The sequence below is a fragment of the Micromonospora sp. NPDC005174 genome, assembly GCF_040608495.1.
Lineage (GTDB): Bacteria > Actinomycetota > Actinomycetes > Mycobacteriales > Micromonosporaceae > Micromonospora.
In genome coordinates, this window is record NZ_JBEXIJ010000004.1 from 118551 (window position 1) to 139508 (window position 20958).

The 20958-nt window shown below is 72.1% G+C and carries 17 protein-coding genes and 1 riboswitch; of the genes, 5 read left to right on the forward strand and 12 right to left on the reverse strand.

Translation table 11 applies throughout. The features are described from left to right. Nucleotides 1-62: 62 nt before the first annotated feature. Genes ABZU91_RS06985 through ABZU91_RS06995 form a run of 3 tightly spaced genes read right to left on the reverse strand, consistent with a single transcriptional unit; the run spans nt 63 to nt 3499 of the window. Nucleotides 63-2312: a heavy metal translocating P-type ATPase gene (locus ABZU91_RS06985; RefSeq protein ID WP_355235151.1), complete on the reverse strand. Its 2250-nt coding sequence runs from the start codon at nt 2310-2312 to the stop codon at nt 63-65. A 12-nt stretch (nt 2313-2324) separates the two neighbouring features. Beyond that, complete coding sequence (locus tag ABZU91_RS06990) at nt 2325-3275, reverse strand: hypothetical protein (RefSeq protein WP_355235153.1); 951 nt, start codon at nt 3273-3275, stop codon at nt 2325-2327. 14 nt (nt 3276-3289) lie between these two features. Then, entirely contained in the window at nt 3290-3499 is a 210-nt protein-coding gene (locus ABZU91_RS06995; RefSeq protein ID WP_355235156.1) for a copper ion binding protein, read from the reverse strand. A 95-nt stretch (nt 3500-3594) separates the two neighbouring features. On the opposite strand from ABZU91_RS06995, the gene ABZU91_RS07000 reads away from it, so the two are divergent. Beyond that, a complete protein-coding gene (locus ABZU91_RS07000) occupies nt 3595-3891 on the forward strand; it encodes a metal-sensitive transcriptional regulator (RefSeq protein ID WP_355235159.1) in 297 nt (98 codons plus the stop codon). Between the two features lie 4 nt (nt 3892-3895). Here the strand turns inward: ABZU91_RS07000 and ABZU91_RS07005 are convergent, their stop codons facing one another. Beyond that, nucleotides 3896-5857 carry a heavy metal translocating P-type ATPase gene (locus tag ABZU91_RS07005; protein ID WP_355235749.1) on the reverse strand — a complete coding sequence of 654 codons (1962 nt, stop codon included), beginning with the start codon at nt 5855-5857 and terminating at the stop codon, nt 3896-3898. 691 nt (nt 5858-6548) lie between these two features. Beyond that, nucleotides 6549-6680, forward strand: a riboswitch (cyclic di-AMP (ydaO/yuaA leader). 3 nt (nt 6681-6683) lie between these two features. Here ABZU91_RS07005 and ABZU91_RS07010 point away from each other — a divergent pair. After that, nucleotides 6684-7706 carry a hypothetical protein gene (locus tag ABZU91_RS07010; protein WP_355235162.1) on the forward strand — a complete coding sequence of 341 codons (1023 nt, stop codon included), beginning with the start codon at nt 6684-6686 and terminating at the stop codon, nt 7704-7706. Nucleotides 7707-7784: 78 nt separating this feature from the next. Here the strand turns inward: ABZU91_RS07010 and ABZU91_RS07015 are convergent, their stop codons facing one another. Next, complete coding sequence (locus ABZU91_RS07015; protein ID WP_355235165.1) at nt 7785-8474, reverse strand: carbonic anhydrase; 690 nt, start codon at nt 8472-8474, stop codon at nt 7785-7787. A 158-nt stretch (nt 8475-8632) separates the two neighbouring features. On the opposite strand from ABZU91_RS07015, the gene ABZU91_RS07020 reads away from it, so the two are divergent. Further along, nucleotides 8633-8950 carry a MarR family winged helix-turn-helix transcriptional regulator gene (locus tag ABZU91_RS07020; protein WP_355235168.1) on the forward strand — a complete coding sequence of 106 codons (318 nt, stop codon included), beginning with the start codon at nt 8633-8635 and terminating at the stop codon, nt 8948-8950. A 75-nt stretch (nt 8951-9025) separates the two neighbouring features. Then, on the forward strand, nt 9026-10264 hold the full coding sequence (gene mycP, locus ABZU91_RS07025) for a type VII secretion-associated serine protease mycosin (protein ID WP_355235171.1): 1239 nt from the start codon (nt 9026-9028) through the stop codon (nt 10262-10264). Between the two features lie 52 nt (nt 10265-10316). On the opposite strand, the gene ABZU91_RS07030 is transcribed toward mycP, so the two are convergent. From ABZU91_RS07030 to eccCa, 6 genes are all read right to left on the reverse strand, one after another. Next, complete coding sequence (locus ABZU91_RS07030; protein ID WP_355235174.1) at nt 10317-11642, reverse strand: hypothetical protein; 1326 nt, start codon at nt 11640-11642, stop codon at nt 10317-10319. Nucleotides 11643-11660: 18 nt separating this feature from the next. After that, nucleotides 11661-12224, reverse strand: coding sequence for a hypothetical protein (locus tag ABZU91_RS07035; RefSeq protein WP_355235176.1), 564 nt, complete (start codon nt 12222-12224; stop codon nt 11661-11663). Between the two features lie 37 nt (nt 12225-12261). Continuing rightward, complete coding sequence (locus ABZU91_RS07040) at nt 12262-13686, reverse strand: S8 family serine peptidase (RefSeq protein WP_355235178.1); 1425 nt, start codon at nt 13684-13686, stop codon at nt 12262-12264. Nucleotides 13687-13803: 117 nt separating this feature from the next. Beyond that, a complete protein-coding gene (locus ABZU91_RS07045) occupies nt 13804-14082 on the reverse strand; it encodes a WXG100 family type VII secretion target (protein WP_355235180.1) in 279 nt (92 codons plus the stop codon). A gap of 25 nt (nt 14083-14107) precedes the next feature. After that, nucleotides 14108-14416: a WXG100 family type VII secretion target gene (locus tag ABZU91_RS07050; protein ID WP_355235182.1), complete on the reverse strand. Its 309-nt coding sequence runs from the start codon at nt 14414-14416 to the stop codon at nt 14108-14110. Nucleotides 14417-14631: 215 nt separating this feature from the next. After that, complete coding sequence (gene eccCa, locus ABZU91_RS07055; RefSeq protein WP_355235185.1) at nt 14632-18597, reverse strand: type VII secretion protein EccCa; 3966 nt, start codon at nt 18595-18597, stop codon at nt 14632-14634. Nucleotides 18598-18763: 166 nt separating this feature from the next. Between eccCa and eccD the strand changes: the two genes are divergently transcribed. Further along, complete coding sequence (gene eccD, locus ABZU91_RS07060; protein WP_355235188.1) at nt 18764-20164, forward strand: type VII secretion integral membrane protein EccD; 1401 nt, start codon at nt 18764-18766, stop codon at nt 20162-20164. Between the two features lie 4 nt (nt 20165-20168). Here the strand turns inward: eccD and ABZU91_RS07065 are convergent, their stop codons facing one another. Further along, nucleotides 20169-20489 carry a MerR family transcriptional regulator gene (locus tag ABZU91_RS07065; RefSeq protein WP_355235191.1) on the reverse strand — a complete coding sequence of 107 codons (321 nt, stop codon included), beginning with the start codon at nt 20487-20489 and terminating at the stop codon, nt 20169-20171. Nucleotides 20490-20958 lie beyond the last annotated feature (469 nt).

Consider the following 20958-nt stretch of genomic DNA (forward strand, 5'->3'; position numbering starts at 1 on the left):
TTGCAAGCGTCGCTACGAACTGAGAGGTACCCCCGTCGTCACCGGTCCAACCATCGCGTTCGTCACAGATCGGCAGCGGCCGAACGGAAGCGCCGCAGCCGCAGGCTGTTGGCCACCACGAAGACCGAGGAGAACGCCATGGTGGCACCGGCGATCATCGGGTTGAGCAGCCCGGCGGCGGCCAGCGGTAGGGCCGCCGCGTTGTAGCCGAACGCCCAGAACAGGTTGCCCCGGATGATGCCGAGCGTGCGCCGGGACAGCCGGATGGCGTCCACCGCGGCGTCCAGATCGCCCCGGACGAGGGTGAGGTCGGACGCCTCGATCGCCACGTCGGTGCCGGTGCCCATGGCGAGCCCGAGGTCGGCCTGGGCCAGCGCGGGCGCGTCGTTGACACCGTCGCCGACCATCGCCACCGACCGCCCCTGCGCCTGGAGCCGCTTGACCACGTCGACCTTGCCGGTCGGCAACACCCCGGCGATCACCTCGTCCACGCCCACCTCGGCGGCGACCGCCCGGGCGACGGTGGTGTTGTCGCCGGTCAAGAGGACCGGAGTGAGCCCCAGGGCACGCAGCCGCGCCACGGCCGCCCGACTCGTCGGCCGGACCACGTCGGCGACAGCGAGCACACCCCGGGCCCGCCCGGCCCAGCCCGCGACGATCGCCGTACGACCGGCCGCCTCCGCGTCCCGCACGGCCCACTCGACCTCCGGCGGTACGTCGACACCGCGTTCGCGCAGCAGCCGGACCCGACCGAGCAGCACGACGCGCTCCTCGACCGTGCCGGTCACGCCCAGCCCTTCGAGGTTGGCGAAGCCGGTCACCGCGGGCAGCTCGCCCGCCTCAGCCGCGCCCGCGGCGACGGCCCGGGCGATCGGGTGCTCGGAGGCGGCCTCCACCGCGCCGGCGAGCCGGAGCAGTTCCTCCCGGTCCTCGCCGCTGGCCGGCGTCACGCCCACCAGCGTCATCCGGCCGGTCGTCACGGTGCCCGTCTTGTCCAGCACGACGGTGTCCACCCGGCGGGTCGACTCCAGCACCTCCGGCCCCTTGATCAGCACACCGAGCTGGGCGCCTCGACCGGTGCCGACCAGCAGCGCGGTCGGGGTGGCCAGGCCCAGGGCGCACGGGCAGGCGATGATCAACACAGCTACGGCGGCGGTGAACGCGGCGGTCGGGCCGGCACCGGTGCCGAGCCACCAGCCGAGGGTGCCCACGGCCAGGGCGATGACGATCGGCACGAACACCCCGGAGATCCGGTCGGCGAGCCGCTGCACGGCCGCCTTGCCGCTCTGCGCCTGCTCGACGAGGTCGGCCATCCGAGCCAGTTGGGTGTCCGCACCGACCCGGGTGGCGGTGACGATCAGCCGGCCACCCGCGTTGATCGTGGCACCGACGACGGCGTCGCCGGGTGCGACCTCGACCGGCACCGACTCGCCGGTCAACATGCTCGCGTCGACGGCGGACGTGCCCTCGTCGACCACACCGTCGGTGGCGATCTTCTCGCCGGGGCGGACCACGAACCGGTCACCGACGGCGAGCCGGTCCACCGGGACCAGGGTCTCCACCCCGTCCCGCAGCACCGCCACCTCCTTCGCGCCGAGTTCGAGGAGGGCGCGCAGGGCCGCGCCGGCGGTCCGCTTGGACCGGGCCTCGAAGTACCGACCGGCCAGGATGAACACGGTGACCCCGGCGGCCGCCTCCAGGTAGATGTTGCCGGCGCCGTCGCTGCGGTTGATGGCGAAGCGGAACGGGTGGGTCATGCCGGGCATGCCGGCGTCACCGAGGAAGAGCGCCCAGAGCGACCACCCGAACGCGGCGAGCGTGCCCAGCGAGACCAGCGTGTCCATGGTGGCCGCGCCGTGCCGCAGGTTGGTCCAGGCCGCACGGTGGAACGGCAGCCCACCCCACACGACCACCGGGGCGGCCAGCGTCAGCGAGAGCCACTGCCAGTAGTCGAACTGCCAGGGTGGCACCATGGCGAGCAGGACCACCGGCACGCTCAGGACCGCCGAGACCCACAGCCGGGTACGCGGCAGGCGCAGCGGGTCCTCCATCGGCGGCTCGGCGGTCGGCGGTGCCGGCAGCGCAGCCGTGTAACCGGTCTTCTGGACGGTCTCGATCAGGTCGTCCGGGGTGACGTCGGCGGCGTACCGGACGGTCGCCTTCTCGGTGGCGTAGTTGACGGTGGCGCTGACCCCGTCCATCCGGTTGAGCTTCTTCTCGACCCGCGCGGCGCACGCGGCGCAGGTCATCCCCCCGATCGCCAGTTCGATCCGGTTCGGTGCCTCGGGCAGCGGTCTGCTGGTGGTGGTCATCGTCTGGTCCCGTCAGTTGTGCCCGTGCCCGGGGGTGCCGTGGTCGGCGCTCCCGGTCGGCGCGGGTCCGCTCGGGGTGGGCGCGGTCGTGGTGGTGGAGGTGCCGACGACCACGGTGAACTCGGCGGTGTGCACGCGCCCGCCGTGCTGGAAGTCGAGGTAGAGCCGGTAGGTGCCGGACGAGGGCACCTCGGCGAGGAAGGTGACGGCGGGGCCGGGCGGTGTGCGTCCGTCGTCAGGAGTCCCATCCGGGTGCACGTGCAGGTACGCGAGATCACCCCGCCGCAGCGCCACCAGGTGCCCGTACGCCCCCAGGTAGGGCTCCAGGTCGGTGACCGGCTGCCCGGCGCGGCTCACCGTCAGGGTGAGCGCCGAGGTGCGGCCCGGCTGCGGCGCGCCGGCCAGGGTGACCGTGTAACCGTCGACGGTGGTGCTGGTCGCCGGGGCGGGCAGCGGCGCTTCGGTCGGCTCGCCGGGGACGGCCACGTCGACGCCGAGGGTCAACGGCTCGCCCCCGGTCGGGGTGAAGTCGGCGAACGCCCGCCACTGCCCGGCACCGGCCAGCGGGGTGTCGACCCGCCAGGTGCCGTCCGGGGCGAGGTCGGGGTGGACGTGGCGGAAGCCGGACAGGTCCCGGCGGGCGACGATCAGGTGCATCCGCTTGTCGTGCGCCACGTCGTACCTGGTCACCGGCCGACCGTCCGGCCCGTCGATCCGGAACGCGAACTCGCCGGACGGGGCGACGACGGGTTCGAGCGTGTAGCCCCGATCGGAGACGAGCAACCCGCCGGGAACGAGGTCGGAGGTCTCGTCACTCGTGGTGGGGCCCGGGGTGCGGACGACCTCGGGCACGCTCTGCGCGACCGGGTCGGCCGGGTCGACCACCCGACCGACCGCGTAGGCCGCGCCGAAGATCGCCGCAAGGCCGAGGGTGAAGGCGCCCAACCTGGTCACCGTGGTCATCCCGGGCCCTCCGCTCACGCCTCGACGAGGTCGTAGCCGGCCTCGTCGACCGCCGCCCGGACGGCCTCGGTGTCCACGGGCTGCTCGCTGCTGACGGTGACCTGACCGGCGGCGAGATCGACCCGCACGTCACGCACGCCCGCGATCGCGCCCACCTCGGCGCTGACCGCGCTGACGCAGTGCCCGCAGGTCATACCCCGCACCTGGTACGTCGTGTCGACCATCGAACCGCTCCTCTCATCGTACCGGTACCCGGTGGGGGTATCCCGGCAGGAAGGGACGTTACCATACCCCCCAGGGGTACGCTATTCTCGTCGCTATGACCGCACCCACCCCGATCCGCGGGTACACCGCCAGCAAGGACCAACTGCTCGCGCGGCTCCGCCGCGTGGAGGGGCAGGTCCGGGGCATCGAGAAGATGGTCGACGAGGACCGCTACTGCATCGACGTGCTCACCCAGATCTCCGCGATCCAGGCCGCGCTCGACAAGGTGGCCCTGGGCCTGCTCGACGGGCACGCCCGGCACTGCATGCACGAGGGGGCGGCCGAGGGCCGGGCCGACGAGATGGCCAGCGAGATGATGGCGGCCGTCGGCCGACTGATGAAGCGCGGCTGAGCCGTCACTCCCGCTCCGGTTCGAGGCGTACCCGGCGCAGCAACTGGGCGTTGAGCGCCACCACGATCGTGGACGCGGACATCAGCACCGCCGCCAACGCCGGACTCAACGCCACCCCGGCCCAGGCGAGCACCCCGGCCGCCAGCGGCAGCGCCACCACGTTGTAGCTCGCGGCCCAGGCCAGGTTCTGCCGCATCTTGCGGTACGACGCCCGGGACAGCCTCAGCACGGCACCGACACCGCGCGGATCGGACGACGCAAGCACCACCTGGGCGGATTCGATCGCCACGTCGGTCCCCGCCCCGATCGCGATGCCCACGTCCGCGCGGGCCAGCGCAGGCGCGTCGTTCACCCCGTCGCCGACCATCGCCACCGTCAGTCCGCGCCGCTGGAGTTCCGCCACCCAGCTGTCCTTGTCTGCCGGCAGCACCTCGGCGAAGACCTCGTCCACGCCGGCCCGGAAACCGAGGTCGGCGGCCACCGACTCGGCCACCGACCGCGCGTCCCCGGTGATCATGGCGAGGGTGTGGACGCCGGCGGCCCGCAGCTCGGCGATGGCCTGCCGGGCCTCCGGGCGTACCTCGTCGGTCAGCGCGAACGCCCCGAGCACGGTGTCCGGAAGCCGCAGGAGGTACAGCACCACGGCACCGCGTGCCGACCAGCGTCCGGTCGCCTCCCGCAGATCGTCCGGCAGCGGCCCGCCCCGCTCCCGCAGCAGGGCCGGTCCGCCCACCGCGTACTCCGTACCGTCGATGGTGGCCCGCACCCCGCGGCCCGGCAGCGACCGGAAGTCGACAGCCCGCGCCGGGCCGCCCGGCCCGGCCGCCGCCACGATCGCCCAGGCCAGCGGATGCTCGCTGTCGGACTCCACAGCGGCGGCCGTCCGCAACGCCTCGTCCCGCCCCACCCCGGGGGCCGTCACCAGGTCGGTGACCGCATGCCCACCCCGGGTCAGCGTGCCGGTCTTGTCGAAGAGCACCGCGTCGACGGTCCGCATGCGCTCCAACGCCATCCGGTCCTTGACCAGGATCCCGCCCCGCGCCGCCGACGCCGTGGAGAGCGCGACGACGAGCGGGATGGCCAGGCCCAGCGCGTGCGGGCAGGCGATCACCAGAACGGTCACGGTACGCACCACCGCCTGGTCGGGCTCGCCGAGCGCGGTCCAGACCACAAGGGTGAGCACGGCCATACCGGTGGCCACGTAGAACAGCGCGGCGGCGAACCGGTCGGCGAGCAGTTGGGCCTGCCCTCCCGAGCGCTGCGCCTCCGCGACCATGCGCTGGATGCCCGCGAGCGCGGTCTGGTCGCCCAGCGCCTCGACCCGGACCCGGATCGCCGAGTCGGTGGCGACCGTGCCAGCAACCACCCGTTCGCCCACCGACCGGGCGACCGGGCGCGACTCGCCCGTGATCATCGATTCGTCCAACTCGGCGTCGCCGTCGACGATCCGACCGTCGGCAGGTACCCGACCTCCGGGGCGGACCAGCGCCACGTCGCCGACCCTCAGCGCGCCCACCGGCACGCGCTCGACCTGCCCGTCCGCCACCACGCGCTCGGCCTCGTCGGGCAACAACGCCGCCAGTGCCGCCAGAGCCCCTCGGGCCTGCCCGATGGCCTTCATCTCCTGCCAGTGCCCCAGCAGCATGATGGTGACCAGCGCCGCCAACTCCCACCAGAAGTCCAGGTCGAAGGCACCCAGGCTGGTGGCCAGCGACGCGGCGTACGCCACTGTGATCGCCATCGCGACCAGCAGCATCATGCCGGGCGTGCGATCCCGCACCTCCCGTACCGCGCCGACCAGGAACGGCCAGCCACCCCAGAGGAACACCACCGACCCGAGCACCGGCCCCACCAAGGAGCGACCCGGCACGTCCAGCCGGAGCCCGAGCCGGTCCACCACCAGGTGACTGCTCAGCACCACCGGCACGGTGAGCACCAGACAGACCCAGAACCGGCGACGGAACATCGCCGGGTCGTGCCCGGCGTGCCGGTCGTGCCCGGCGTGCCGGCGGTGGTCCGTCGCCGGCGCGGTGTGCCGGTGGTGCTCGGGGTCAGGCGGTGGCGCGGGCATGACTCCACCCTCCCGCCCCCGACGGGGCGGTGTCAGCGGTTCGACCGTCCGACACTCCGCCACGACCTGCGACACCCAGGCGCGCTGGTTAGCATCTTGCGACGATGACCCCTCCGATCCCGCCGAACAGTAGGGCGCCCGTGTCGTCCCGGTCGCGCGCCGCTGCCCGCCAACCGGGCCCGCCGGTCACGTTCCGTGATCGCCGAATCGTCAGCCCGCGAATTGCGGCGCTCGGCACCGCGTTCGTCCCGCAGAGCTGAACCGGACGGCCCGCCGGCACGTACCCCGCACCGGATCGTTGGGAGTCTCGCATTAACCGTCGTCGTCGCGCTGGTGCTGTGGCCGCGAGACGGCGCTTCCCCATCCACCGCCGCCACCGGGTGGCCAGAGCCGAACAGGAGCACGGATACGGCATGGTGACACTCCTCAGCGTGACCGGATCGGGCACCCGCCCTGAGAACCGCGTCACTGGTCACTCAACGCCATGGCGAAATGACGCTTTTAGTCGGCATCGGGACGTAGCTCAGGCGGTGGACTCTCGGGTAACCTCGCTGCCGGTCACCGACGAAGGCGCGCAGCGGCGCCTGCGGTGCCACCGCCCAATCGCCAACCGGCGAGCCGGGGACCCAGGTACGTGGGGTGAATCCGCGACAGCGGTAGGGGCCACTTCCGCCCCGAACCCGTCAGCTAACCCGGTCGGCGGTCGACGGAAGGGAAGATTGTGACGGCACCCCTACGCCGCTGGTTGACGCCCGTGGTGGCCGTGTTCGCCGCGCTGACCGTGCTCGCCGGGCCCCTCCCGGCCCACGCCGCCCCGACGACCCCCACACCGTCCGGGCACGAGGAGGACGGCGACGAGCCCAAGCTGCTCAATGACGTCATCGAGCAGACCAACCGGGACTACGTGGCGGCCAAGTCCAAGCTGGACAAGTCCAAGAAGCGGCAGGTCGAACTGGCGGCCGAGGTCGACCGGGCCAAGGCCGACCTGGCGGCGCTGGCCCCGCAGGTCGGGCAGATCGCCGCCCAGTCGTACCGGACCGGGCGTGTCGGCGCGATCGCGATGCTGCTGGAGAGCGACGCTCCGGACTCGTTCGTCCAACGGGCTGCGGCGCTCGACGAGATGAACATGGTCAACGAGAAGAAGCTCGCCGAGGTCAACGCCGTGAAGGCCCGCGCCGAGCAGGCCAAGCTGGCCCTCGACGCGGAGGTACGGGAGCAGCAGAAGCAGACCGCCCTGATGGCCAAGGACAAGCGCGACGCGGACAAGGCGCTCGCGCTGGTCGGCGGCCAGGGCTTCACCGGTGGCCTGGTCGACGCCATCTCGCCGGTCGCCCGGATCGGCCCGGGTCGCACCGCCGACGGCGAGTGGAAGGCGCAGTCGTGCAGCGAGGACGACCCGACCACCTCAGGCTGCATCACGCCGCGCACGCTGCACGCGTACAAGGAGGTCAAGCGGGCCGGGTTCAACCGGTTCGTGGGCTGCCACCGCAACGGTGGACCGTACGAGCACCCGAAGGGCCGCGCCTGTGACTGGTCGCTGCAGAAGAGCGGCTTCAGCCCGTGGCACAACAACGACACCCGCATGTACGGCAACAACGTGGCCGCATTCCTCATCCGCAACGCCGACCGGCTCGGCATCTACTACGTGATCTGGAACCGGCAGATCTGGATGCCGGCGACCGGCTGGAAGTCGTACAGCGGGCCGTCGAACCACACCGACCACGTACACATGTCGTTGCTCTGACCCGGTGATCAGCAGTCCGAGGGCCGTCCCGCGTTCAGCGGGGCGGCCCTCGGACGTGTTCGGTGCGGACCGGCCGGGTCAGGCGTCGGTCGTCGCGGCCTCGGCCGGTACGGGGGTCACGGGCCGCACCACTCCGGCCGCGAGCCGGTACGACATCCCCACCACCGCGCACCGCCCCCGCGCCACCTCGCCGGCCAGCACGGGGGACTGCTCGAGCAGTGTCTCGACGGTCTGTGCGATGTGGATGTCGACGATGCCGTCGATGTCGTCCACGCCCTCGGCGGTGGCGCGCCGCAGGCTGGGCAGCACGGCGTCGACCACCGCGGAAAGGTGCCCCGGGGGCGCGATGCCGGTGGCGGCGGACTCGCGGGCCGCCTGCACGGCGCCGCACGAGTCGTGACCGAGCACCACCACGAGCGGGGTGCCGAGCACGGTCACGGCGTACTCCACGCTGCCCAGCACCTCCGGCCCGGTGGTGTGCCCGGCCGTACGGACGACGAAGAGATCGCCCAGGCCCCGGTCGAAGATGATCTCGGCGGCCAGCCGGGAGTCGGAGCAGCCGACGATCACCGCGAACGGGTGCTGCCCGTCCGCCACGGCGGCCCGGTGTCCGGCGTCCTGGTTGGGGTGGCGCGGCGCTCCACCGACGAAGCGGAGGTTGCCGGCGGCCAGCTCGGCGTACGCTCGGGCCGGCTCGGTCGTGACCGACGATCGATCGACAGCCCGCTGTGCGCCCGGCTGCCCGCCAGGCGTACCGGAACGGCTCATCCCCGCACCTCGTTTCCACGCGTTTGACCTGCTCAACGGGCTTTGCAGCCGGGCCGGCGGTGGGCACTGGCTCGCGCTCAACGGTCACACGCACCGCAAGATGCGTCAAGATATGCGTGATTTAGATTTCATACGTTGACCGGAGAGGCGGCCCCCCGATGGCGAGCACGGCGGCCGGCGGCGGCCGGAACTGGACATTCCTCACCAACCACGGGCATGTGCTGCTCGCCATCGCCCGCGATCCCACCGCACGACTGCGCGACGTGGCGGCGGAGGTGGGCGTCACCGAGCGGGCCGCCCAGGCCATCGTCGCCGACCTGGAGGCCGGCGGTTACCTGCACCGCACCCGGGTGGGGCGTCGTAACGAGTACACCCTGAACCCGGCCGGGCGGTTCCGGCACCCCGCCGAGGCCGAGGTGCAGGTCGGCGACCTTCTCGCCCTGTTCGCCGAAACCCCCGCCGGCGACACTCCCTGACCGTCGCCACCGCACCCGTCGTCGGACGGCGTCGCCGGGCCGCGGCTCGACCCGACGCAGCGGTAATCTCAGCGGGTGCGCGAATGCCTGCCGTCGAGCGCTACCGAGCCGACCCGCCGTACCGTCCGCGCGGTCCTCAGTGGAACGCTCGCGGCCCTACTCGGGGCCGCCCTGGCGGTGGCACCCAGCACACCGGCGGCAGCGGCAGCGCCCGTCTGCGGCCCGCCCGGCGAGGACGGCCTGGCGGAGATGCCGTGGGCGCTGCGCCGGATCGACCCGGCCTCGGCGTGGCCCCTCTCCCGAGGTGCCGGTGTGACGGTGGCGGTCATCGACTCCGGGGTCTCGGCCATCCACCCGGTCCTGAAGACCCGGGTGCTCCCCGGACGCGACTTCAACAACCTGCCCGCCAACCGGGGCCAGTGCGACCTGGTGGGCCACGGCACGATGGTCGCCGGCATCATCGCCGGCCAGGACGGCACCGGAGCGCCGTTCAGCGGTATCGCCCCGGCCGCCCGCATCCTGCCGATCCGGGTCCTGCCGGACGCCAAGGGCACCAACGACGAGGCTCTGCCCGGGCAGATCGCCGCGGCCATCGACTGGGCGGTCGACAACGGCGCCGACGTGATCAACCTGTCCCTGGTGACCCTGCCCCGTCCCGAACTGGCACAGGCCGTCGAACGCGCCCTCGCCAAACGCGTCGTCCTGGTCGCCGCCGCTGGCAACCGGCAGGAGACGCAGGAGGACAAGCCGGCGTACCCGGCCGCCTACCCGGGCGTCATCGCCGTCGCCGGCGTCGACGAGCAGGGTGGACACGTCGGCACCTCGGTCAGTGGCAGTTACGTCGACGTCGCCGCGCCGGGCCTGAACATCATCGGCCCGGCACCGGGAGGATCGGGCTACCGCGCGGAGCCGACGGGCGGCACCAGCTTCGCCGCCGCGTACGTCTCCGGGGTGGCGGCGCTGGTCCGGGCCGCCTACCCGGACCTCACCCCGGAGCAGGTCGCCGACCGGTTGGAGCGTACGGCGGACAACCCGCCGCAGGGCCACAACGCCGAGGTCGGCTACGGGGTCGTCAATCCGTACCGGGCGGTGTCGAGCCTGCTCGGCACCCGCCCCAACCCGCCGGTCGGGGCGCTCGCCGCACCCGCACCCGAAGCCGATCCGCTGAGCTGGCAGCGCACCGCAGCTGTCTGGGCAGCCGTGGTCGGTGCCCTGCTCACCGTTCTGCTGCTGATCACGCGGCCAATCGTGGCGCGGGGCCGCCGACGCGGCTGGCGCACCGGCCCCCGCACCGACGAGCCGGTCACCGGCTGAGCCCGGTCACGGCGCTGGTCTGGTCGACCACACCAGCGCCGTGCCGCTGCGCTCAGCGCAGGATGCCGGAGGTGCCGCCGCCGTCCGCGCCCCACACGTCCTCGTCCTCTTCCAGCCAGGTGTTGCGGGCGCTGTCCTCCTCGCCGTAGCCGGCACCGCCACCCGCTCCGGCCAACCCGCCGGCACCGCGAGCACCCGCACCCCGACCGCCGGCACCCGCCGCGCCACGACCGGCACCGCCCCGCCCGGCACCGCCGCCGCCAGCGGCAGCGCCACCGATGCCGGGTGCCATGCCACCGCCCAGCTTGCCGCCCGCGCCGAGCCGACCGCCGGCACCCCGGCCACCACCGCGACCGGCGCCCGCCGCGCCACCACCCATCATCGGGCCCATGCCCGGGGCGACCGCCCGACCGAGCGCACCGCCGCCCGCGAGAGCGCCAGCGCCTCCCCCGGCGCTGCCCAGGCCGCCACCGCCGCCGAGCCCGGGCGAGGAGCCCAGACCACCGGAGCCGAGGCCGCCCAGCCCGGGTGAACCGCCACCGCCCGCGCCCGCGAGGCCGCTGCTGAACTCGTCGTCCGCGCCGGGTACGCCGCCGGTGCCCGGGTAGTCACCCGTGCCCGGGGTGTCGTACCCGCCGGAGAGGTCGGGATGGGTGCCGGACCCGCTGGGCAGGTTGCCGGTACCCGGCATGTCACCGGTCCCGATCGAGGGCGTTGCGCCCAGGCCACCACCGCCGCCACCGCCGCCGATCTTCGGCACGCCACCGCCGCCGCCACCGCCGCCGCCACCGTTGTCCAGATTGGGAATCTCGGTTGTCGGAGTGCTTTGTCGGGTGTTGCCAGCCTCACCCGGGGTGCCGGGCGCGATGGCCTGGTAGTCACCGCTCACCTGCTCGTAGACCCGGGCCGCGTCGTCCGACTGGTCGTTGATCCAGTCGGCGATCGCGGTCACCGGGTCGAACCAGCCCAGGAAGTCCGGCGAGACCTTCGCCTCGAAGAAGCCGACCCCGAGGGTCAGCTTGGCGTTACGCGCCTCCAACACGTCGTTGACGCAGGTCGCCGGGACCGGGAAGTCCCGCTGGGCCGCGGTCAGCTTGTCGGCGGCGCTCTTGAGCGACTGGACGATGCCGGTGCCCTTCTCGGCGTCCGCCACGATCTGCCCGGTGTCCTTGGAGATCTGCTCGACGTGGCCCTTGAACGCCTCGTACGCCGGGCCCTTCCAGGTCGTGCCCAGGTCCTTGATGTTGGTGTCGAGGCTCTGCTTGACGTTGTTGAGATTCTTGATCAGCTGTTCCCAACCGAGGGCGGCGCTCTCCACGTCGCCCGGCCGGCCGTCGATGACGACCTTCTGGCACATCTCTTCCCAGCTCAGGCCCATCTGCCGTCCTCCCCCGTCCTAGCGTCCGTCGCCGTTGCCGGCCACGTCGCCGAAGACACGCTGCATGTCGGCGGCGGACATCCTGTTCTGCTCCTCCGCCGTCTCGTAGTTCTGCTTGACCTGGCGCAGCGCCTCCGCCGCGTCGTACAGGCTCTGCGAGAGCTTCCGGACACCGGATTCGGTGCCCTGGTAGAGCCCCTGGTGCTTGGCGGCCAGCCGGGCCGCCCAGTCGAACCCCCCGAGCGGGCTCGGCTGGCCGCCGGCCCCGCCCGCCACGCCGCTGGCCGCGCCACCCATCAGGTCCTGGATGTCGACCATGTCGTAGGAGAGCTTGTTCAGGTACGCGGCGTGGGTCTCCAGCCAGGTGATGGCCGAGTCCAGGCTGGTCGCGTCCCACTCGGTCTTGACGCCGGCCTCACCGGGCGCGGCGACCAGACCTTCCGGCGTCGCGGCGTGGTTGACGTTGTCGAGCTCCAGGCCGGTCACGGCCAGGCCCGACGTCGGTATCCCGCCCACCGGAACCGGAATGTAGAGGTCGTCGTTCACATACCGTTCCGGCTGGGTGGTCCTATCGTCCGTCATCGGTCCCCTCCCCGAAACCCTGACTGGTGGTGTGCGCTCACTGCTGCTGATGCGGGCCCGGCGACGGTGGGCCCGAGCCCGGCCAGCCGGACGTGCCCGGCGCCGGAGCGGTCTGCGCCGGCGGATGGCCCTGTGCGGGATAGCCGGGCGGCCGGTACCCGGGCGGGCCGGGTGGTGGACCGTATCCGGGGACCGGCTGCTGCGGCGGGCCGTACCCGGCCGGTGGCGGTTGGGTGGCGGGCCAGCCGGGTGGCGGCATGCCGGGTGCGCCCGGGTACGGGCCGACGGCGGCCGGCGGTGTGCGCCGCCTGCGGCGTCGCAGCACCACGAACAGCACGATCAACCCGATGATCGGCACGCCGACACAGAGTCCCACCTGGACGATCGCGCCGGCCTTGTTCGTCACGCCGAACTCGACCGCCGGGCCGTCGTCGTCGCCCGGACGGGCAGCGCCACCGGAGCGGGTCGGGCCGGCCGCCTCGCCCTTGAGCAGCGGGTTCGCCGTCACGGCGGGCACCGAGCGGGTCAGGGCGGCGACCGGGTCGACCCGGCCGAAGCCGAACTGCGGGTCCCGGCCGGCCGGCCCGGCCTCGCGGGCGGTCTCGATAAGGCGGCTGATGACGTTGGGTGCGTCGAGCTTCGGATACTTCGCGCGGATCAGCGCCACCACGCCGGAGATGATGGCGCCCGCCGAACTGGTGCCGCTGCTCAGCGAGTAGCCGTTCGGCGAGACCACCTTGGGCGCGGGGGCGATGATGCTTTCCATCGGACTGGCGATGACTGTCTCCGGGCCCTGCACCGAGCCGGCGAAGAAGCCACCCCGCTTGTCGAACCCGGTGACGGCGACGACGCCGGGGATGTTGGCCGGCGCGGTGACCTCGCGGTCGCCCTGCTCGATGTTGCCCGCAGAGGCGACCACCACGGCGTTCTTGCTCAACGCGTAGTTGATGGCGTCCACGAGCTCGGGAGGAGCCACCGGCTGCGCGATTCTCAGCGAGAGATTGATGACGTCGGCACCGTTGTCCGCCGCCCACCGGACACCCAGGACCACGTCTTCGGTGCTCGACCTGGCACCCATCGAGACCGGAAGGATCTTCGCGGCCGGGGCGATGCCCAACTCGTGCGTCGTACCACCGCCGCGTCCGGCGATGATGCCGGCCATCGAGGTGCCGTGTCCCTTCACCTTGTCGTCGTCACGCCGGCCGTCCGAGGCAGCCGTGACGTTGGTGCCGTGCCCCGCGAGTACCTGCCCGCGCAGGTCGGGATGACTGGCCTCGACTCCAGCGTCGACGACGGCGACCACGACACCCGCGCCCTTGGTGATCTGGTGTGCGGCGGGGATCTTGAGGTAGTCCAGGTACCACTGCAGGCCACGGACCGTGTCAGCCGCCCGGGCCGACGCCGGCGCGACAGTCACCGCAGGGGCCAGCGCGGCGCAGAACGCCAGCACGGCCGCGCCCACGGCACGTGTCGATCGGAAAGGCTTCCCCGTACGCATTGCTCTCCCGTATCTCACCGACGCCTACACGATGCGGCTCCGGCCCGGTCGAGCCGGACCGGAGCCGCATCGGTGATTGTGTCAGCCCCAGACCTTGGAGTTGCTCATCTCGGTCGAGACGTAGTTCTCGCGGGCGATGCCGACGGCACCACCGATCTCGTTCAGGACCCGGTTGATGTCCCGGACCGACGAGTCCCACTTCGCCTGGTGCTGCTCGTAGGCGGTGCGGTCCTCGCCCTCCCACTCGAGCTTGGACAGCATCGACCGCAGCGTGTCCAGCTTCTCGTCGATGGTCTTCGAGATGGCCTGCATCTGCTGGTTGCTGCTCTCGAGGACCGCGTAGTCAACCTTGATCGTCACGACTTTCCCCTCTGCTGGCTGTGGATCACGGGTTGAGAGCAGAGTGGAACTTGTCCAGCATCTGCTGCTGCTCCTCGTCGTTGACCTGGTGCGTCGTACCCGACTTATCGAGCAGGTCCGCGATGTCGTCCATCGCGGTCAGCAGGCTCACGGTGTCCTCGTTCCAGCGAGTCATGAGCGACTGGAACCCCGTGGACGCCTGACCCTTCCACGCCATGGCCAGGTCGTCGACTACGTTCCACAGCTTCTTCAGCTCGCCGTCGACCTCGCTGCGCGTGGACCGCACGTCACTCGCGGCGGTATGCAGAGTCGCAGCTTCGACCTCGAACGCCATGCTTCACACCCTTCCGTCATGTTGTGGCGGCGGCTTTGCCGCGCCCCTCCCCCGCGGCAAGGCAGCAACACCCCACCGACGGACACTCCAACAGAGACCGTAGCGGAACCTGTCCAGCCACCGCAGCCCTGAGCGGGGCTGTTCGATGGATAGCGGTGGATCGGGCTGTTGGGATGAGTCACACCGGTCCGCGCGGGCCGACCGGAGCGGCTCGATCAGGCCGGCTCGGACCAGGCGGTCTGGATGAGCTGCTGACCGTCGCGCCGCCGGACCAGCGTGCCCCGACCCGGCGGCTGCGGGCTCGGACGCAGCGTGCCGAACACCGCACCCTCCTCCCGGTTGCCGGACATCAGCAGACCGGGAGAGTCCAGCTCACGCAGCCGTTGCAGCACGGGCTCGTAGAGCGCACGGGACACCCCGCCGACCCGACGCGTCACGATCAGGTGCAGGCCGATGTCGCGGGCCTGGGGCAGCAGCTCGTGCAGGGCGCTCAGCGGATTGCTGCCACCGGACGCCACCAGGTCGTAGTCGTCAACCAGGATGTACAGGTCCGGACCCTTCCACCAGCTACGGTCCCGCAGCTGGGCGGTGGTCACGTCCGGGCCCGGCAGGCGGTTGGACAGCGCGCTGCGGATCGATGTGAGCCCCTGCGCGAACGCCTGGTTGGACGGCGCGTAGTCGAGCAGGTGATCGCCCTCGACCGCGCCCAGCAGGCCACGCCGGTAGTCGGCGATCACCAGCCGGGCCTGGGCCGGCGTGTACCGCTCGGTGATACCCCGGGCGATCAGCCGCAGCAGGTTGGTCTTGCCGCACTCGGCGTCGCCGAAGACCGTCAGGTGCGGCTCGTTCGCCAGGTCCAGGTAGACCGGCGCGAGCGCCGACTCGTTGACACCGATCGGCAGGCCGGGCGCCGACCGGTCGATGATGCGGGCCAGCTCGGACACCGGCAACCGGCGCGGCAGCAGCCGTACCTTCGGCGCGGGACGCCCCGGCCAGTTCGCCGCCACGTGCCCGGCCAGCGCCACCGACGCCTCGCTCAGGTCCTCGATGTCGCGTCGACCGTCGATCCGCGAGATGGCCGTGAGGAAGTGCAGCTTGTCACGGGTGAGGCCGCGGCCGGGCGACTTCTCGGGCACGTTCATCGCCGAGCGCCTGTCGATCTCGGACTCCGCGGCGTCGCCGAGGCGCAGCTCCAGCTTGGTGCCGAGCAGGTCCCGCATGTTGATCCGGATTTCCGCCCAGCGCACCGCAGTGAGCACGACGTGCACCCCGAAGCCGAGGCCCCGGTTGGCGAGCGTCGTGATGGTCTGCTCCAGCTCCTCGTAGTCCTGGCGCAGGGTGTTCCAACCGTCGACCACCAGGAACACGTCGCCGAACGGGTCGTCGGCGAACTCGCCGGCCGCCCGGCGACGGCGGTAGCTCGCCACCGAGTCGATGCCGTGCTGGGCAAAGCGCGTCTCCCGCTCGTCCAGGACCGCGACCACCTCGGCCACCGTCCGGCGTACCGCCTCGACGTCCCGCCGGCCGGCCACCCCGGCCATGTGCGGCAGCCGTTCCAGGCTGCGTAGCGCGCCGCCCCCGAAGTCCAGACAGAAGAACTGGACCTCGCGCGGCGTGTGGGTGAGCGCCAACGAGGCCAGCAGCGACCGCAGCATCGTGCTCTTGCCGCTGAGCGAACTGCCGACGATGACCACGTTGCCGCCCGCGCCGGCCAACTCGACCATCATCGGATCGCGGCGCTGTTCGTACGGGCGGTCCACCACGCCGACCGGCACCGTCAGACGTCCACGGCCCGGCCAGGACGCCGTACACAATCCGTAGGTCGGGTCGACGGCCAGCGGGCCGAGCAGCTCGCCCAGGCCCGGCGGGTCGGCCAGCGGCGGCAGCCACACCTGGTGCGCCGGTCGGCCCTGCCCCCTCAGCTGGTCGATCAGCACGTCGAGCATGGCGACGGCCTTGCCGTCGGCCGGCTGCTCCGGCTCCGGCACGGAGTCCGCCGACACCTGCGGGACCTGCGCGGGGATGAAGTCGATGGTGTACGGCACGATGCGGCGCTGCACCAGGGCCTGCGACGCGGAGGCCTGCTGGCCGGGCGCCCGGTACGGCCCCGAGACGTACGCGGCCCGGAACCGCAGCATGGTGCTGGTGTCGGTCTTCAGGTAACCGTGCCCCGGCGCGCTCGGCAGCTCGTACGCGTCCGGTACGCCGAGCACGATCCGGCTCTCCACCGCCGAGAAGGTCCGCAACCCGATCCGGTACGACAGGTGCGTGTCCAGACCGCGCAGCTTGCCCTCCTCCAGACGCTGCGAGGCCAGCAACAGGTGCACACCCAGCGACCGACCCAACCGGCCGATCATCACGAACAGGTCGATGAAGTCCGGCTTCGCGGCCAACAACTCACTGAACTCGTCACAAATGATCAACAAACTCGGCATCGGCGCCAGCGGCTCCCCCGCCGCCCGCGCCTTCTCGTACTCGAACCGCGAGACGTAGTTACCCGCCGCCCGCAGCAACTCCTGCCGCCGCACCATCTCACCGGCGAGCGCGTCACGCATACGGTCGACCAGCGGCAACTCGTCGGCCAGGTTCGTGATCACCGCGCTGGTGTGCGGCAACGCCTCCAACGAGGCGAACGTCGCGCCACCCTTGAAGTCCACCAGGACGAAGTTCAGCTCCTCCGACGAATGGGTCACCGCCAGCGCGGCCACCACCGTACGGAGCAGTTCGCTCTTGCCGGAACCGGTCGCGCCGATGACCAGGCCGTGCGGTCCCATGCCCTCGTGTGCCGACTCCTTGAAGTCCAGCTCGACCACGTTGCCGTCCGGGCCGACGCCGAGCGGGATGCGCAGCCGGTCCCGGTGGCCGCGCGGCCGCCAGGTCTGGTGCACGTCCACCGCCGCGGCGTCGCCGACGCCGAGCAGGTCGGGCAGCTCCGTGCTGCGGGCCAGCGGCTCCTCGTTGCTGGTCTGCTGCTGCGACAACCGGTACGGCGCGATCTGCCGGGCGAGCCCCTCGGCCGCTGCGGCGGACAGCCGGTCGGGCCTGCCGAGACGCGACGTCGACGTGCCCCGGATCAGATCGAGGGTGCTGCCGTCGCCCGCGTCCAGGCAGAGCAACCAGCGGCCGGCGTCGCGCGGCACCGTCCCGGAGAGGTCGACGAGGGTGACGCCGAGCAGACCCTGACCCACGAGCTGGCAGGTCGGGGAGATCTCGCCACCGTCGACCACCACGACGAGGTGCGGCGCGGTGGTGAGCGGCTTGGCCTCGGCCGCGAACCGGGGTCGCCCGGCCAGCTCGGCGGCGAGGGAGTCCTCGGCCTCGGCCAGGCTGGCGAAGACCAGCCGGCGCGCGCCACCGGCGTCCGTCCGACCACTGTGGTGTGCGTGCGGGAGCCACTTCACCCAGTCCCAGGCGGACTGCCGGTCGGGCGCGGCGACCACCGCGATCACCAGGTCGTCGGGGGCGTGGAAGGTCACGAGCTGACCCAGGGCCGAGCGGGTGAGGTCGAGCACGGGCTCCCGGTCACCGCGCAGTACGACCCGGCTGAACGCCCGCACCGACAACGCGGTCGGCAGGTCGGGCACGTTGGAGTGCGCGCGGACGAACCGACGCAGCGCGATGGCGCTCATCGGCTCCAGGTCCTCGACCGGCTTGGTCTCCGGCGGAACGATCTCGACGGCGAGCCGCTGCGGGCCCAGCGCGATCCGCGTCTCGCCGAAGTCGGGCTCGGTGATCCGCCGCTCCCACAGTCGACGGGACGCCGCGATCGACCAGAGCGCGTCGGGCTCGGGGTGCCGCCAGGCCATCGCGTCGCGCTGCTGGGCCGCCGCACGCCGGGTGCGCTTGCGCATCTGCGCCAGGTAGCGCATGTAGTCGCGGCGGTCGGCGTTCAGCTCGGCCTTGTCGTTGCCGCCGCCGTTGCTCAGCGAGCCGATGGCCATGCCGAGCATCGACACACCGAACAGGCCACCGGCGACGTACGTCATCATGCCGCCGCCGCGGCCGGCGTAGAGGAACGCCATCGCGCCGACACCGCAGACCATCGGCAGGATCATGAGCAGTTGCCCCATCCCGCGTGGTGTCGGTTCGGGCAGCTCAGGCGGGGATTCCAGTACCACCTCGCCGCGCGGCAAGGCCGGCCCCGACTGGCGCGGGGGTCGGCGGAACACCACCGTGCTCACGGCTGTCTCCTCCCCAGAAGCGGCCCTGCCGTCGTGCCGGCGCGGCCCGAAGCTCGCGGGTGGGCACTGTACGTGCCCGTCATCGTAGGTAATCTCCCGTGGGCGCGGTGCACCCGTACCGTGGTGCCGCGGCCCGCTGATCGTAGATGGACACCAGGAGGCCACTGTGGTTACGAAGTCGGCGACCGGTGGTCTGAGCCGGATCACCATTGTGGCTCCACGTACCCGGATGGATCTGGCGCTGCCCTCGGACGTACCGATGGCGGACCTGCTGCCGACCCTGCTGCGCTACGCCGGGGAGGACCTGGCCGACGACGGGGTGCGGCACGGCGGCTGGGCACTGTCCCGCCTGGGTGAGCCGCCTCTGGACGGTGGTCGTACGGCCGCGCAGCTCGCGGTCCGCGACGGCGAGGTGCTGTACTTCAACCCCCGGTCGGCCGCCGCTCCGGAGATCGTCTTCGACGACGTGGTGGACGCGGTCGCCACCGCGACCACGCAACGGCCCGGCTCCTGGCAGGTCGACGCGACCCGCTCGTTCGCGGTGCTGTTCGCCGCGGTGGCGCTCGGCGGCGGCGCGCTGGCGGCGCTGTTCACCGGCCCTCCGCACCTACCCGGGGCGGTGGCCGCCCTGCTGGTCGCGGTGGCGCTGCTGGTCGGCGCGGCGGTGCTCGCCCGGGCTGCGGGCGACAGCCGGACGGGCGCGGTACTGGCGTTGGCCGGGTTGGCCTACGCGGGCACCGGCGGCCTGCTGCTGCTGGCCGGCGACCGGAAGCTGACCGAGCTGGCGAGTCCGCACGTCCTGCTCGCGGCAACCGCCGTGGTGGTCGCCGGGGCGGTGGCCGTGCTGGCGGTCGGTGACGACAGGTACCCCCTGTTCTTCGCCGCGATCGGCCTGGGCGCGGCGACCGGCGTGGGCGCGCTGCTCTGCCTACTGCTCGACATCGACGCCGCAGCCGGGGCCGCGGTGGTGGCGGCGGTGGCCTTCGGCATGGTGCCGGCGCTGCCGATGGCGGCCTACCGGCTGGCCCGGCTGCCGGTGCCGTCGATCCCGACCGGCCCGGACGATCTGAAGACCGACAGCGAGTTCGTGGACGGCCGACGCGTGCTCGAGCGCAGCGACCGCGCGGACGCGTTCCTCACTGGTCTGTGGTGGACGGTGTCGCTGCTGGTGCTCGGCGCGCAGCTGGTGTTGGCCCTGGACGGCAGCCTGGCCGCCGTACTGCTGTGCCTGGTGCTGGCACTCTTGTCGCTGCTTCGGGCGCGTCCGCTGCTGGGGCGGGCCCAGCGCGTCCCGGTGCTGCTCGCCGGCACCGTCGGGCTGGGACTGGGCGCCGCCGCGACCTTCGCGGGTGGCCCGCTGGCGGTCCGCCTCGGCCTGATCCTCGGTGGCCTGCTGATGGCGGCCGTGGTCAGCCTGATCTACGGCCTGTCCGTCGCGGGCAAGCGCATCTCGCCGGTGTGGGGGCGACTGCTCGACATCGTCGAGATCCTGCTGATCATCGCCCTGGTGCCGCTCGCCGTCTGGGTCTGCGGCATGTACGGCTGGATCGTCAACCTCCGCCCCTGACTGATCAGGCGGCGCCGCCCGGCTGGCGGCATTCGTGGTCGCGGTGGTGCTGAAGGGCTTCTTCCAGCTGGTCTTCGAGGATGATGATCCGGCAGGCGGCTTCCAGGGCGGTGCCGTGGTCGACCATCTCCCGGGCTCGTACGGCCAGGCGCAACTGGTATCGGGAGTAGCGGCGGTGGCCGCCGGCGGAGCGGAACGGGACGATCAGTCTCGCCTCGTCGAGGCGGCGCAGGAAGTCCTGCGAGGCGCCGACGATCTCGGCGGCGCGGCCCATGGTGTAGGCGGGGTAGTCGTCGTCGTCGAGCATGTCATCGGGTTGGGCCATACATTCCTTCTTCGTGAACGAGGGCCCCGGCGCGTGTCGCGCCGGGGCCCAGGGTTACGGGTTGAATACACCATCTACCGACAGGTTCGTCGGGTTCTCGTTTCCGCACCCTGCCGCTATCAGCAGGCAGTGCGAGGATCGCATAAGCGTGACCGGAGACCACCTCGCGTTCAAAGTGATTACGGTGTCCGCCCCAGAACTGGAACTACGTCCTGACGGCGGGCGATCCAACGGCGCCAAACCCTCCCTTTCCTCTGCTTTCACCTATCTACCGTGCTATCCGTCGATGTCGGAGCCCCACGCGACTTCATGGCCCCAAACATGTGCGGCGGATCCCTACTGCTTCAGGCGGAGCCCCGAACACTGCATCGGCCCGGCCTGCGGTTGCCCTGACCTGGAGTTACGTCAAGGTCTTGTCGTGCACGTGCCGTGTTGCACGCGGTGATGTGGTTCCACCGCGGTTACCGAG

Coding starts and splice junctions, on each gene's coding strand:
- ABZU91_RS07000 (WP_355235159.1), top strand. CDS start 3,595: ATGACCGCACCCACCCCGATCCGCGGGTACACCGCCAGCAAGGACCAA.
- ABZU91_RS07065 (WP_355235191.1), bottom strand. CDS start 20,489: ATGGCCCAACCCGATGACATGCTCGACGACGACGACTACCCCGCCTAC.
- ABZU91_RS07005 (WP_355235749.1), bottom strand. CDS start 5,857: ATGTTCCGTCGCCGGTTCTGGGTCTGTCTGGTGCTCACCGTGCCGGTG.
- ABZU91_RS06990 (WP_355235153.1), bottom strand. CDS start 3,275: ATGACCACGGTGACCAGGTTGGGCGCCTTCACCCTCGGCCTTGCGGCG.
- ABZU91_RS06985 (WP_355235151.1), bottom strand. CDS start 2,312: ATGACCACCACCAGCAGACCGCTGCCCGAGGCACCGAACCGGATCGAA.
- ABZU91_RS07015 (WP_355235165.1), bottom strand. CDS start 8,474: ATGAGCCGTTCCGGTACGCCTGGCGGGCAGCCGGGCGCACAGCGGGCT.
- ABZU91_RS07050 (WP_355235182.1), bottom strand. CDS start 14,416: ATGGCGTTCGAGGTCGAAGCTGCGACTCTGCATACCGCCGCGAGTGAC.
- ABZU91_RS07035 (WP_355235176.1), bottom strand. CDS start 12,224: ATGACGGACGATAGGACCACCCAGCCGGAACGGTATGTGAACGACGAC.
- ABZU91_RS07020 (WP_355235168.1), top strand. CDS start 8,633: ATGGCGAGCACGGCGGCCGGCGGCGGCCGGAACTGGACATTCCTCACC.
- ABZU91_RS07030 (WP_355235174.1), bottom strand. CDS start 11,642: ATGGGCCTGAGCTGGGAAGAGATGTGCCAGAAGGTCGTCATCGACGGC.
- ABZU91_RS06995 (WP_355235156.1), bottom strand. CDS start 3,499: ATGGTCGACACGACGTACCAGGTGCGGGGTATGACCTGCGGGCACTGC.